This is a genomic window from Butyrivibrio proteoclasticus (assembly GCF_900115735.1).
Taxonomy (GTDB): domain Bacteria; phylum Bacillota; class Clostridia; order Lachnospirales; family Lachnospiraceae; genus Butyrivibrio; species Butyrivibrio proteoclasticus_B.
The window spans coordinates 15,799-30,064 of the sequence record NZ_FOXO01000018.1 but is presented as its reverse complement, the minus strand read 5'-3'; the positions used below and the strand labels follow the sequence as shown (position 1 = coordinate 30,064).

Sequence of the window (14,266 nt, the reverse complement as noted above, 5' to 3'; positions counted from 1 at the left end):
TCAATTACCACCAAGTTCCTCATACATGTACTTAAGAATATAGTCTGCTCTGTCTCTGAAAAATGCATCAATTATCCCAATATCATTGCCATAGTCATCATCATCGTAAGGTGGTTCATATCCCTGCAACGGATACTCGTCCAGCAAATAATTCCCCCTGAATCTTTCGTGGGATTTAATGGTCTGATTCCTGTAAACAGCAGCAAGAGACCACAGTTTCCCAGATACCTCATTATAACTAAAATTTGTCTCTGCCATTTCAGTAAAGGTTTGTATAAACCTTTCTTTAAACTCTGAATTCTGAATAAGATGTGAAAAAAGATTATCCTCTGAAAGCGGAGGCGTCTCATACCAGTTACCCTCAACAAAGGAGTTCACATCTGCAGTATTCTCCTCCATTATGAGATTATCTGTTATATCAAGGTCATAAGCCAGCCATCTTAATCTGCAATCCTCATACTCAGAATCTCCCTTCTCCCGCGAGAACCAGACTGCCCAATTATTTCCGTAAGCATCACTATTAGCTGTATATATTTCCATACAATAATAATCAATACAACTTTGAACATCTATCATATCACTGACTTTTTCATAATTCTCATGATCAGCCATGTCGTTGTTCATTATGAAACAAATTATATTATTATAAGCTTCTAAATCCACATTCTTTGTTGCCACATAGCCATTCTGTTTTGTTCTTATGAGGGCAACGTTGGATTCGTCAACACCATATTTTTGACTTATATAGCTCTCAGATACTTTTTCCTGAAGATTATATAACCCCCAATATTCACCGTTTAAAAAAACAGCACAGGGTATTGCTTTCTGGGTTCCAATATTCCTGTCAGACACAAGCGATTGATTAAATATATCTCTTATCTTGCTGATATACATATCCTCATTGCCGCCGCCATTTCTAAGAACAAGCTTGTCATATGAGCTTCCATCCTGATAAAAATCATAGTTAAAAACAGGGCTTTTGTCATATTCTTCTCTGGCATAGAGACTAAAACTTTTCTGATTAAATCTAACAGAGCCATAGCCATGAATTCTTAATCCTATATTTTGCTCAAGAACCTTGGTATGATCAGGCGTAAAATATTCTATCTGCGCCTCTCTCTCCCAGCCTTTTCCTTCCTTTGCAAAGTTCGCATAGTACTGATCATAATCTTGAATCAGAGCCTCTTCTTTAACTTTACTTAAATAATTGTCGTAAACGGCTCCTGCCACATATATCCCATGCTCATAGCCAAATAAATCTTCGGGTGAAGCCGTTATCGACATTATAGATACTCCCTCATATTCATTTTTATCAAGCCCCACAAAATAAGTTTGGGATGTGATATCACTTTTTTTACCATTAATGATGGCTACTGCTCTTAGGACAGTTCCTTTATCGACGTTAAAATCCGGAATATAAGCATTTTGTGTGGCAATACCTTCTATTCCAGAATAAATATTAGCTTCATCTGTCCTGTTTGTAATAGTTATAGGCCCGATATACTTAATGGAAGTCTCGTCCGGATCTGAACCATCAAGCGTATAATATATATCCCCCTCTTTTGCTGTAATTTCTACCAAAATATCACTTTCAAACCAACCTCCATCAACTGAAAATAAAGGTTTTTCAACATTTTCTATACTTTTTGAAACAGGCTGTATTTTTTCCGAAACATAATAAGGCGTTGACTCTGTAACTGTATATTCTGAATAATTATCCAATGTGCAAGCCAAAACCTCGTTATCCGGGACATTATCCGATATAACAACTCCATCCACATAACTACCTTCAGCATCGGTCAGTATGACTCGTTCACCACCGGAAAGTTTAAAGTTCACCCCATGTACATCTCTGGGAACATACTCGTCTCGATAATCTTTAGCTGGAACCGTATCTTCATTGCACCAAACAATTATGCATTGCCTGGGTTCAATAGCAATATCGGGGAAAAGAAACTTCCTCTTATTCTTGTTGCTGTCAGAAAGTCCCCAGTTCAATAAACTAACAGTTCTATCTGATTTATTGTACAATTCAACATAATCCGCACCGTAATTTCCATTCTCATCATAAGAGGCTGTTTCATTGTGAATGCACACTTCAGTAATGACTACAGGAGAGTTATTTTCTTCTTTTTCAATATTGTTATAAACAACGCAGATTCCTAAAAGAACCACGAAGACAAAACATATATAAAAAATCTGCCTGGTCTTTCTCATAATTATCCTTAAACACTGTCACCTGTTAATATTACCCGCTTACTTCTTCATCCTCATAAACCGTATAACCATCAATATTTGCTATGACGTTAAGCCCCAACTCTTCAAGGCTTTGGTCTATCTGCCTGCTGTCAGATAACACTATGTATCTGCATTTTGTCTGCCTGGTCGCCTCCAAAAGTGCTGTGGCATCTATTGTCTCCGGCTTTTCCATAACTTCATACACAGCATTGTAATAATCCCACTGTGTTACAACCATCTCGCGGCCATAGGGCATGAGTATATCTGTATTGTATTGTCTTACGAAATGCACAAGCTCTGAAGGGAATGCTGCTCTGACTCTGGGCTCACCATCCTCAGGCGCTATGACATCACAGATATCAATAACGTTTTGAGGAATGTGGTAGAGATTCTCAGCCTTTGACATATACTGATTGGCATAGACAAAAGAGCCTGTCACAGCAATTATCAATAATATAAGAGCCAACATCCCTCTTCTTACAGCGTCCTTTTTGAAGTTCATGACAGCCTTACAGGCACCATATCCTATAACCACGTACATAGGAATAAGCCACAGTATCCTGTAATATGTATCGCTACCATCATCAAACAGCGCCACATAAACAATCTTGGTAACAGGGAAAAGAAATCCTGCAAGGATCACAAGCGGCAATATGCCTAAAACGATTTTCTTTTTTATATCTTTTTCACTGGCTACAATGTAGATAGCAGCTGCCAAAAACATTAAAAGCAGCACTCCATTTCCGCCATACAATTTCAGTGCAACCCAGCACTCCATGAATATTCCGTACATATTTAGTACCTCACATGCCACTTGTCCAGATTGAGAAGTAAAGAACCAGATAGATAAGGTTTGGTATCATGCAAAAGAAAGCTCCTAATATAACCTTCCAGTTCCTGCTAAATATCAAAAGAAGAAGTGATAAAAGAGCTATTATTCCGCTCCCAAAGATGACTCCCATAGCACTGCACATGCCTGATAGCATATTTACAAGAGCAAGCATTATCCACAAGTAAGCTGAACTTGTGCCTGCCTTATCCACAGATATTTCTTTATTACTAGCATTCACATTCTCATACATTTCCAGGAAAATCCAGAAAATCATTGGAAATACCAAATTTCCAACCATAGCTTTCCCCTGCCATGTCCTCATCAGAAAAAATGTGGCAGGTGTATATTGAGATACATTTCCAAACATCATAAGAAAGCTCACGATTATCAGAAATACAGGAACCATCTCTTTTTTATCTTTAAAAAGAACTTTACCTGTCTCAGCATAGACCAGATAAACCAGCGGAATAAATAAAAGCGGAATAACAGAGTGGGACACGATTGTCGCATGAACACCGCTTACTTTTGCAATAAATCCGATCCACATGGTTATCACAGCAAGGGCGTGCCTTATATCAAGAGATGTCGAATTACCTGTATATGGCAAAATAGTATTCATGACATCAGCCTGCTGCGCAAGAAGTGACTCAACAACATAATACGCATCATCACCATCAAAGCTTGCCATAACTACTGCCATAACAAGCTGAAATGCTAAAAGCCCAATGAAAATAAGCCAGTAAACCTTATTTATACCACCAGCCTTGTCTTGAATAACCTCTTTGTTATCATTCATAGCTGCATGATTAAAAATAAGGCTTCTATCCTTCTTGATATAAAAAGCGTAGAAAACTTTGCCAATTCCAAGCGCTATCAGTATCCATGATGCTATCAGAAAGTACTTCACACAATATGCAAAAGCACTATACATGATCGTAGTCATGCAGTATATACCAATAACCTCAAACACAGCCAGGTAAAACAAAAAACCAAGCAGAAAAGTCACCCCAACGCTTCTCTTTGCCCTCGGCAATATAAAGTTAAACAGCATTCCGATAATCAGCGGCGCACAAAACAACCAGAATATAAGCTTCAAAACCTCACCAACAATCTGTAGCAAACCATAGTCCTCCCAATATATTATCCCCACCAGCCATATCATCCCTGCATCATGAGCTTTAAATGTTCCTGAAGAATACTGATACCTGTTAAGTTCTCTCCACCACGAGGGATGATGATATCAGCGTACTTTTTGCTTGGCTCAACAAACTGCTCGTGCATAGGCTTAACAGTCTCAGTGTACTGCTTAAGGATAGAGTCAATACTTCTTGCTCTCTCCACCATGTCACGGCGAATTCTTCTCATAAGCCTCTCATCTGCATCAGTCTCTACGAAAACCTTGATATCCATAAGATCTCTGAGCTCTTTATTCTCAAGAATAAGAATACCCTCAACAATAATGACCTTCTTGGGAATTACATGAACCGTCTCATCGGCCCTGTTATGAATTGTATAGTCATAAACAGGCACATCAATAGCAATGTTATTCTTAAGCTTTTTAACATCTTCAATGAGAAGATCTGTATCAAAAGACTCAGGATGATCATAGTTAAGTCTGGTCCTGTCCTCGTAAGACAAGTCATTGTGCGCCTTGTAATATGAATCATGATTAATTACTACAATATCATCCCCAAACTTTTCCTTTATCATACGGACAATAGTTGTTTTACCCGATGCTGTTCCTCCTGCAATTCCTACGATACAAACCTTATCATTCATAAAAACCTCCATTTTATTCCTAATACTACTAAATTAAATTTATCTTTCAGCGTACATAATTGCCGCCGTTTGACTTATAGTAATCATGTTCAAGGACATCACCATCTTCATCATATATGATAAGCTGAATGTCATTAAGATAATGCGCCTCATCATACAGATAATTGGTATCCGGATCCTCATCTGAGTATAACAGCCTGAAATACTGCTCAACAGGTTGATAATTAAGAGTTCCCATGGCAGTATTCATAGCTCTAAGTTCCTCACTGCCGCAGGCTTCATAAATATATCCTGTAGAGTTATCATTTACAATAATATACGGACCGCTTGTGCTAGCAATTTTGTTGGACATGGAAGACTTTCTTATCATCCTCTTTAAATAATCGTCCAAAAAGACAGGTGAATTTCCATTGACATACAGCACGAAATTGTAATCTTCCAAACCCAGAAGGTCAAGCTTGATATATAAATTGTCCTCACTAAACAAAGTATCATCAAGTTCTTCATTGAAATTATCCACGCATTCCTGCCAATAACTAAAACTTTCATCACCGCGATGATCAACCAGATCTCCTGTTTCGCTGAGCCACTGTCCCATGTAATCAGAAACCTTTTTGGCCCCGACCACATTCAGATGACCATGGTCATTAAGATCTGAGTAAATATCTATTATATCAAGGTCTAACATATTGATATATGGAACGTCAAAGCTATCTGCTATCTGTCCTGCTCTTATGGCTGCTGCCTGATCCTTGGTATCTGCAACAAAGGGATAATAAGTCAGAACAACAGGAATTCCTCTCTCCTGGCAAAGCTCAATTATCTTTTCAAGGTACTCTGTTCCAACTGTATCCTCAGTCAAAAGATCTGACTCTGAAACTTCAGGATACTTCTCAGGCTCAAGCTCTACCTCGTATCTCATCTCAGCACCAAAAAGCCTGTTTCTGTCAGCAGTTCCTGTTATGGTCTTAAAATCACTCTCATTTAGATATTTCCAACGATTATGGTAAATAATAAATTCATAAAGGAACTCTTTTTTTACACCATCATCCTGAATAAGATCATCGATTGCAGCTCTCTTTAGATTATTTAAAGGCCAGGCATCCATGTTAAGGTGGAGCTGTTCAACTGACGTATTTACTTCATCTTCATCATCAAACTCTTCCCTGTTATCAAGATATTTGATGTTTTTCTCAAGCATATAAGTATCTACCACAACCCACTTGGGAGTACAATACTCAAGCGCCTGCTGAAGTTCCCAGTAAGTTGCCTGAAGCATTGCCCCATGACCTCCCATGTTGTAGGAAGTAATTCCGTACTCTTCAAACAAAAACACCGGATTTATGGCATTTATCACATGGGATGAGCCCATAAACAAAACATCTATGTGGTCTTTTTTCGCTTCGTTAAAAAAATCTGTATATTTGTAATCGCTCTCTTTTCTCTTAACTATCACTACTGTTGCCGCAATTGCAAGACCAAACAGGCAAAGAAAGACAGCTGATTTTATTATGTTCATTAATGTCTTTTTCATTTTGTATCTCCAAAATCAGAAGACCTGATAAATAAATGCAGAACTGTCGTAACCCGGGCCCCAGATTCCAAAAACCAGAATAGAAATAATGGCTGCTATTACGATAATGTACCTTATCCAGATTCCCTGCTTTAAAATTCTCTCCCTTATTACAAATCCGTTGTAATTCACAAGATCTGTAACTACTACTATGATAAGCCCAACTATTGCCACAAAGAAATCTGCATTATCAAGCCCGTGTTTAAAAAGGCTGCCATCAGCAAGCATCCAGGGAGTGAACACGAAGCTGTTCTTAATGATCAAAAGTGCTTCGCTAATCGAAGTTGCTCTAAAGAATACCCAGGCAAAATTTACAAGTAAAAAGGTAACTGCTACTTTCAATACTCTGTGTGAAAATGCATTTCTTTCAACTTTAAATACATTCACACACCAGTCTCTGACAGGCTTTAGAACATATCCTATAACCTGAAACAGACCATGAAGAATTCCCCATACCACAAAGGTCCAGCCTGCACCATGCCAAAGTCCGCTCACAAAAAAAACAATCATAATGTTTAAATACTTGCGGGCAGTACCTTTTCTGTTTCCTCCAAGAGGAATATAAAGATAGTCCCTGAGCCAGGTAGACAAAGATATGTGCCATCTCCTCCAAAAGCCTGCAATACTGCTTGCAAGATAAGGGCACTTAAAGTTCTCCATAACATCTATTCCAAGGATTCTCGAAATACCAATTACAATATGCGAATATCCTGCAAAATCAGTGTATATCTCGAATGTGTAAAACACAGTTGCCACCAGTGTTGTAAAACCAACCGCCATTTCCGGGGTTGTATAAACATTATTGACATAGATTGCCAATCTGTCTGCCACAACCAGCTTTAAAAAATATCCCCAGATTATCTCAAGGATTCCATCCCTTAACATATCGTAATCCACAGTAAGCGGAAAATTGAACTGTGGAAGCATATTTTTAGCTCTTTCAATAGGTCCCTGAGTTATCTGCGGGAAGAATGAGACATAGAGTCCGACTTTTAAAGGATTCTTTTCAGCAATCAGGTCATCCCGGTATACATCGATCAGATATCCGATGATTTTCAGCATATAAAAAGAAACACCAAGAGTCGCAAGGAGATTCAGATTTACCGCCTCTTCTCCTCTGCCTGAAAGAGAAAGAATTGTCTTTTCAATAAAATTGAGATATTTGCAGGCGATAAGTATAGCAATGTGGATAACTATTGCAAAAGCCAGTATTCCTTTGCTTGCTTTGCCTGTTGCGCTATTTAGCTTGCTTTTTTCAAGCAATAGCCCAAAGCCATATGAAAATGCTATAGAAATAACCAGTACTGCAGCGCTCTTAACATCAATACTTGCGTAGAAAAACAAGCTGGTTACAAAAAGCCAGACATACTTAAATTTTCTTGGAACTAAAAAATTGATCACTACAACTATAGGTAAAAATATGAAAAACTCTGTTGAAACCAGCGGCATACCCTATACTCCATCGCTATTTTTTCATGATTAGAAATTAATTCTTTTTTCCTCAACAACAATAGGCCTGTTGATCACTCGGGTATTGATATTCAAAATATACTCACCCATCAGTCCTATGAAAAAGAGCTGAATCGCTCCAATAAGGAACATACCTATTATCATCGGTGCATAACCTGCATGAAAACTGTACCAGTGAGTCAGCTTCAAAACAAGATAAACAAAAGCCACGATCAAATCCACAATAGCACAGATAAATCCTGCAATTGTACACAAACGCAATCCCACCTTTGTGTATGAAGTGATGCTAAGCATTGCCGCATCATACAAAGTATAGAAATTGTTGTGTGTTTTGCCTGCTCTTCTCTGGGGCTGTTCATACTCAACAGTTGTCATGTTAAAGCCCTCTCCGTACTCAGCAACAATTCCTCTGATAAAAGGAATAGGATCTCCGAGCTGCCTAAGAAGCTGGATAAAAGTCTTGTCATAAAGACCAAAGCCTGTGAAATGTTCGATCATACGTACACTGGACATATTCTTTATCAGCTTGTAATAACAGCTTCTGAGGAAATAGATAAAGCCATTTTCTTTACTTGATGACTTAACACCACTTACAATCTTATGGCCTTCTTCCCATTTTCTCACAAAAACAGGTATAAGCTCAACAGGATCCTGGAAATCCGCACAGATTGGAATAACGCAGTCACCATCAAGTGAACACATCCCATGAAAAGGAGAATTAAACTGTCCAAAATTTGTTACATTGAAAATTGCCTTTATCTTTTTATTCTCAGCACATAGTCTCTCAATTATATCCCTTGTGCCGTCAGTTGAAGCATTATCGATAAAAGCAATCTCATAATCATACTGCGGAAGCTCCTTAACCAAAACCTCCTCCACTGCCTTGCTTATGGCCTCAACATTTTCTACTTCATTAAAACATGGAATCATAATACTAATCTTTTTCACAATTAAACCTCTTAAAATCTTTCATTTGCAAGCTTGACTAAGTTCGAGAGAGCCTCACTAAGTGCTCTGCTCAAAACAAAAGGATGTGACAAACCTGCCACACCCCATAATTCTTAATCTACCTCAACTTCTTCCTCAGATTCAGAATCAGCTTCGTGGTATTCCTTCTCGGTGTTGACATTCCATATGTTGCTGCGGTCCGTCTCCCCACTAAGAATATTCTTAACCGTCTCAAAAGAAGTACACATTGAATGATCAATGTTATTGTATCTGTGCTGTCCATTACGTCCAACACAGTACAGATTATCAATAGTGTTAAGGTAATCCACCAACTTATCCATCTCTTCATAGGTATCGAAGTAAGCAGGATAAGCTTTCTTAACCTTCTCCATATGATAATCAATTACCTCATCAGCGCTGCTGATAAGATTAAGTGTAACCATCTCTTTAATTGCCATCTTGGCAAATTCGTCCTCAGTCATGTTCCACATTGAATCGCCTTCAAAGCAGAAGTACTCAAGACCAACCCATACTGTATGCTCCAGATCTTTAACAAGATAAGGTGACCAGTTGTTATAAATCTGAAAACGTCCCATCTTAACTGTTCTATCCTGAACATATACCCAGTTATCAGGAACTATATTACCAATAGTCTTAATCTTGGTCTTATTCTCAAGATTGAGCTTAGGAACCAGAACTCCCAGAGTCATGTAGTCTCTATAAGGAAGCCCCTTGGCAATTCTAAGTGGCTCTGCCGGAACGTCATTCATTCCCTCAACCAGATCCTTAACAGGCATTGAGCTGATAACTATATCGCCATCCATCTCCATCTCTTTACCGCCAAAGAGATATGTAACCCCTTTAATGTGGTTACCCTTTTTTCGGATCTTGATAACCTTAGCATTGCAGAAAATTGTTCCGCCAAGGCTCTTTATCTCAGCCGCTGTAACATCCCAAAGCTGCCCCGGTCCAAGTTTAGGATAGCTGAATTCTTCAATGAGAGAGGTTTCTACCTTACCGTCAGTCTTTCCTGATTTTTTACGGAAGGCGTTCTTAAGAACCGCCATAATAGATACGCCCTTAACTCGCTGAGCTCCCCAGGACGGATCGATCTCTGACGGATGTCTTCCCCAAAGATTTTCTGTGTAATACTCAAAAAACATTGAGTAAAGCTTTTTACCGAATCTGTTAACATAGAAGTCCTCAAGAGACTTCTCTTTTCTCTTAAAGATCATAGCCAAAAGATATGAGAATCCGCAGGCAATAGTCTTTAAAACTCCCATGTTCTTAAAGGTTTCAAACTTAAGTGAGATAGGATAATCATAAAACTTCTTGTCAAAGAAAATTCTGGACACCCTGTTTCTGCGGAGCATAACCCTGTCAGTTTTCTCAGGATCAGGGCCGCCCTCAGCCATAGCCATGGGCCTTTCTAAAACAATATCATCATATGTAGGTGCTCCCTGAAGAGGCAGCATTTTCTGCCACCACTCATTGACCTCAGGAACCTTGGAAAAGAACCTGTGTCCACCCATATCCATACGATTTCCTTTATAATTAACAGTTCTGGAAATACCACCGAACTGACCTGACTCCTCAAAAACTACAACCTGATAGTCCTTTGACTTTGACAAAAGTTCATAAGCCGCTGTAAGACCAGCAGGACCCGCCCCAATAATAAGTACTTTTTTCATCTAACTTTCCTCTTTAGTTAGTCTTTTAACAATAAGAGTAGTATACAACAATGCGCGCATTTCTTCAATTAAAAAGCAAATCTTCAATTAAAAAGCAAAAAAAGACCTTCCGGGCTTCTAACCGGAAGGCCTTAAACTTTATTCATATATCAAATTACTCTGCGTCAGGTTTTGCAAGCTTATACTCACCATTTATGAGTTTCTGGTAATATTCAGGATAATACTCTTTAAGCATATCATCACGATACTTGTAATATTCATCAGGGTTAAACTCAGAAATCTTGATGTAGTCAGTATCGAAATAAACAGATGGTTCATTTTTCTCCATGTAATTCGGGAGATGTGCCAGGAGTCTGGCAAAAATCTGTCTGCCTGTAAGAGTAAGATGAACACCATCAATCAGATACTGGGTAGCTGTATCAATATACAGATCGCAATGTGTTCCAAACATTGCATCAAAGCTCTCAATACCCTCATCCTCTGCTACATTTTTGGATTTCCTTGCATAATTGGCAAGAGTATCAAAATAGTTACTTACTATATAGGTGTCGCCGATCATATTGTTCTCGCTGTCATAATAAACACCATAAAATGGAGTCAAAAGAATAATTGTGGCATCAGGGCTTATTTCTTTTAACTTATCAATTCCTGTGCACATTGCATCATAGAAACAGTGCATTTCATTTCCATCGTACTGTGTATGGTCAAGCGGCAGACCTAAAAAGAAATCATTGGTTCCATAGGAAAGGAAATAGTAATCAACCTCCTTAGGATCAACCTTATTCATGGTATCTAAAATCTCAGGATATCCAGCTAAAACACTATTTCTGTCTGCCTGTCCCGCCAAAGCATAGGTCATCCCAAGAAAACTTGTTGATACAAGGCTCTCCGGATTAACATCGGATGTTGTCATCTCGATAGCACCTGTTGTACCACCAATTCCCATGTTATAAACCACAGAATCAGGAACTCTCTCTCCGATCAGATGTGGAATATCAGTTCCTTCACTTCTTCCGTTAGCAAACTGGCTGTCTCCCAAAAACACCATAACTGTTTTATCGGGCTCTTGTGGCTCCTCTATAGCAGAAGTAGAAGCAGTTGCGGCAGCTGCCGGAGTCTCAACTATAGATGTAGAAACCGATGCGCTTGCCTCTTCCAGAACCGGCTCCATCAAACCTTCAACCACGATTGTTGAACTGTTCTCCGAAGCGAAATCAACTGTGCTGGCTTCCATTGAGGCTTCAGAACTCTCTATCTCATCGTTTATATACTCTGTAGCCTTTTGAGTATCATTATTCTGAAGGCCACAACCTGAAACAATAGTAATAAAAGTCATAACTGATGCTATGACTGTCAAACTTCTTTTTTTCATATCATCATCCTTCCTGTACTTCTCATAAACATCTTTCTATATGATTGTATCACTTTGATCAAGCTAGTGAATAAAAAAACTGCAATCTTAAGAATATCTGCCGTAAATCTTAAGAAAGTCTTAAGAACTTATCGTTATTTCGATAGCTTTTTAATACCAATAAATGCAGTTAAAAGAAATCTCAGAAAACTTATCACTACTAGCCCATATGCAATTCCATTTATACCAAAGACTATAGTCATCGGTATAACTATAACGCAAAAGCTTGCCCCATAAACACTATTGATGATTAGCTGCATTTTTTCTTTTGAAAAGCTCATGATCACTACCATGAGAGACCCTGAAATAAAATATAGAATCTGACCCAGGTTTGCCAGGAAAAAGAATCTTGTTGCTTCCTCAAATATGTCAGGATACATGATCTTTACAAAAATATAAGAAAAGGCAGTGCATGCAAGAGCTCCAACCCCTGTGAGAATCAGAAGAAATGCACTTATTCCGGCAAATTTCTTTTTATCAAGTTCAATCTTATAATTGGTCAGATAACTGATGATCACGCCATTCAAAGGAGTTGTGAGCATCGCAACAATCTTGCCTATAAGACTGGCCGCATAAAACACAGTAACTTCTCTTCCACCAACTACCAGTCTTAAAAGAATTCGGTCCGAATGAAGGATCAGCGCCGCAAGTAAATTGCTGGCAGAGATGTACCACAAAGACTTCATGTTTTCCTTAAAACTGTCAGAAAGCTTAGTATAAGGGCTTCTAAAAATATGCCCTCTGACAAAGGTATAGATAATGCCGAAGGCTTCGCCCAAAAAAAGCGTAGCTGCCCAGCTCTTAGTAACAGGATATACAAGAAGACCTATAACATATCCGGCAGACACCATTCCAAAGAAAATAAAATAGTCCTTGAAACGGATAGTCATTCGCCACTCAACATCAGCATAGTATCTGATCACAGTTACTATCATAAGCAGCAGCAACTGAATATACAGAAGTACCTCAAGGTTACCCAGAACAAAAAGTGCCGCAAACGACACTACAACAGATATCCCTGCAACTATCAAAAGAAACAGATTGTAATCTCCGTTACTTTCTGTCCTGTCTTTTTTGGCCACCATTCTGGAATAGCTGGCTGCAGTACCAAAGCCAGCGCCCATTATGGATACCGCAGAAATCAAATAAAGAACGGTGCCAAAAGCATCCGCTCCTACCCTGGACTCAAGTCCCGGATAGATAAGCAGCTGAAGGACACCGTTATATATTACCAGTGCAAGAACACTGAATATAAAATCTTTAGAAGCACTAAACAAAAGCTTCTTACTGTTATTTTTCATTACTAATATCTCACTTACTTCATCAGATCTGTCTCTTTATGCCTCTGGAGCATGTTAAGCTGCATCTCAAACTCATGCCTGTTATTTATAGACATAGTCGACAATATAACTCCTGCAAAAAAGCTCTGAACAGCAGCCATAAGAACGAAGCAGCATACGATAAGCGTAGGAATCCTCGGAACAAGATGTGTTGCCCAATATTCCTGAAGAATCGGCACAAAAAAGATTAGCGAAATAATTGTAAGTGCCACTGCTACTATAGAGAAAAATCCAAATGGCTTGTAGCTTCTGTAAAGCCTTGCTATGGTCCTTAGTACCTTAAATCCGTCTGCGTAAGTATTCAGTTTGCTCTCTGAACCTTCAGGACGATCTCTGTAATCAATGATGACATTATCAATCTGCATGTTGTTGTAAACAGCATGAATAGTCATCTCCGTCTCAATTTCAAATCCCTTTGACAAAACAGGGAATGTCTTAACAAACTCATAGCTAAATGCCCTAAAGCCGGTCATAATATCTCTGATATTACAGTTAAAGAGCTTGTTAATGCTGCCTCTGACAAGATTGTTTCCGAAATTGTGGAAAGGCCTTTTATTCTCCTCATAGTACGTGCTTGATAATCTGTCACCTACTACCATGTCAGAGTTATGATTAAGTACCAGGTCAACCATTTCAGGAGCTGACTCCATCGGATAGGTGTCATCACCATCCACCATAACATACACAAGGGCATCAATCTCGCGGAACATCCTTCTTATAACATTGCCCTTTCCCTGCATATATTCATTTCTGACAACTGCTCCCTCTGCCTTTGCTATTTCTGCTGTTCTATCCTTGGAGTTATTGTTATAAACATAAATCGTAGCCTCCGGAAGTGCTGCCTTAGCATCACGAATGACTTTTCCTATTGTCTTTTCCTCGTTGTAACAAGGAATTAAAACTGCTATTTTATCCATTTTTCCCTCTTCCCCATGAACTTCAAGACTCCCATCAAAAATTACCACAGGCCATCTTGCCTCATCC

General features: G+C 38.8%; 11 protein-coding genes. All 11 read right to left on the bottom strand.

Annotation, left to right across the window (positions count from 1 at the left end; all coding sequences use genetic code 11):
- Positions 1 to 2,217, bottom strand: coding sequence for a CotH kinase family protein (locus BM146_RS11655; protein WP_074889027.1), 2,217 nt, complete (start codon positions 2,215 to 2,217; stop codon positions 1 to 3).
- Positions 2,218 to 2,248: 31 nt separating this feature from the next.
- Positions 2,249 to 3,031: a hypothetical protein gene (locus BM146_RS11650; protein WP_074889024.1), complete on the bottom strand. Its 783-nt coding sequence runs from the start codon at positions 3,029 to 3,031 to the stop codon at positions 2,249 to 2,251.
- Between the two features lie 10 nt (positions 3,032 to 3,041).
- Positions 3,042 to 4,190 (bottom strand): DUF6077 domain-containing protein, encoded by a 1,149-nt coding sequence (locus tag BM146_RS11645; RefSeq protein WP_074889020.1) that lies wholly within the window; start codon positions 4,188 to 4,190, stop codon positions 3,042 to 3,044.
- A gap of 38 nt (positions 4,191 to 4,228) precedes the next feature.
- Positions 4,229 to 4,849: a uridine kinase gene (gene udk / locus BM146_RS11640; RefSeq protein ID WP_074889018.1), complete on the bottom strand. Its 621-nt coding sequence runs from the start codon at positions 4,847 to 4,849 to the stop codon at positions 4,229 to 4,231.
- A 46-nt stretch (positions 4,850 to 4,895) separates the two neighbouring features.
- A complete protein-coding gene (locus tag BM146_RS11635; protein WP_074889015.1) occupies positions 4,896 to 6,383 on the bottom strand; it encodes an SGNH/GDSL hydrolase family protein in 1,488 nt (495 codons plus the stop codon).
- Positions 6,384 to 6,398: 15 nt separating this feature from the next.
- On the bottom strand, positions 6,399 to 7,871 hold the full coding sequence (locus BM146_RS11630; RefSeq protein WP_074889012.1) for an MBOAT family O-acyltransferase: 1,473 nt from the start codon (positions 7,869 to 7,871) through the stop codon (positions 6,399 to 6,401).
- Between the two features lie 30 nt (positions 7,872 to 7,901).
- Positions 7,902 to 8,840, bottom strand: a complete 939-nt coding sequence (locus BM146_RS11625) for a glycosyltransferase family 2 protein (RefSeq protein WP_074889009.1) — start codon at positions 8,838 to 8,840, stop codon at positions 7,902 to 7,904.
- Positions 8,841 to 8,953: 113 nt separating this feature from the next.
- A complete protein-coding gene (locus BM146_RS11620; protein WP_074889005.1) occupies positions 8,954 to 10,531 on the bottom strand; it encodes an NAD(P)/FAD-dependent oxidoreductase in 1,578 nt (525 codons plus the stop codon).
- A gap of 154 nt (positions 10,532 to 10,685) precedes the next feature.
- Positions 10,686 to 11,903, bottom strand: a complete 1,218-nt coding sequence (locus BM146_RS11615) for an SGNH/GDSL hydrolase family protein (protein ID WP_074889001.1) — start codon at positions 11,901 to 11,903, stop codon at positions 10,686 to 10,688.
- A gap of 134 nt (positions 11,904 to 12,037) precedes the next feature.
- A complete protein-coding gene (locus BM146_RS11610) occupies positions 12,038 to 13,243 on the bottom strand; it encodes a lipopolysaccharide biosynthesis protein (protein ID WP_074888996.1) in 1,206 nt (401 codons plus the stop codon).
- A 14-nt stretch (positions 13,244 to 13,257) separates the two neighbouring features.
- Entirely contained in the window at positions 13,258 to 14,199 is a 942-nt protein-coding gene (locus tag BM146_RS11605) for a glycosyltransferase family 2 protein (protein ID WP_074889169.1), read from the bottom strand.
- Positions 14,200 to 14,266 lie beyond the last annotated feature (67 nt).

Bases quoted from the DNA above. Each gene is read 5' to 3' on its own strand.
- BM146_RS11655 (WP_074889027.1), bottom strand. From the start codon at position 2,217: ATGAGAAAGACCAGGCAGATTTTTTATATATGTTTTGTCTTCGTGGTT.
- BM146_RS11650 (WP_074889024.1), bottom strand. From the start codon at position 3,031: ATGTACGGAATATTCATGGAGTGCTGGGTTGCACTGAAATTGTATGGC.
- udk (WP_074889018.1), bottom strand. From the start codon at position 4,849: ATGAATGATAAGGTTTGTATCGTAGGAATTGCAGGAGGAACAGCATCG.
- BM146_RS11635 (WP_074889015.1), bottom strand. From the start codon at position 6,383: ATGAAAAAGACATTAATGAACATAATAAAATCAGCTGTCTTTCTTTGC.
- BM146_RS11630 (WP_074889012.1), bottom strand. From the start codon at position 7,871: ATGCCGCTGGTTTCAACAGAGTTTTTCATATTTTTACCTATAGTTGTA.
- BM146_RS11620 (WP_074889005.1), bottom strand. From the start codon at position 10,531: ATGAAAAAAGTACTTATTATTGGGGCGGGTCCTGCTGGTCTTACAGCG.
- BM146_RS11615 (WP_074889001.1), bottom strand. From the start codon at position 11,903: ATGAAAAAAAGAAGTTTGACAGTCATAGCATCAGTTATGACTTTTATT.
- BM146_RS11610 (WP_074888996.1), bottom strand. From the start codon at position 13,243: ATGAAAAATAACAGTAAGAAGCTTTTGTTTAGTGCTTCTAAAGATTTT.
- BM146_RS11605 (WP_074889169.1), bottom strand. From the start codon at position 14,199: ATGGATAAAATAGCAGTTTTAATTCCTTGTTACAACGAGGAAAAGACA.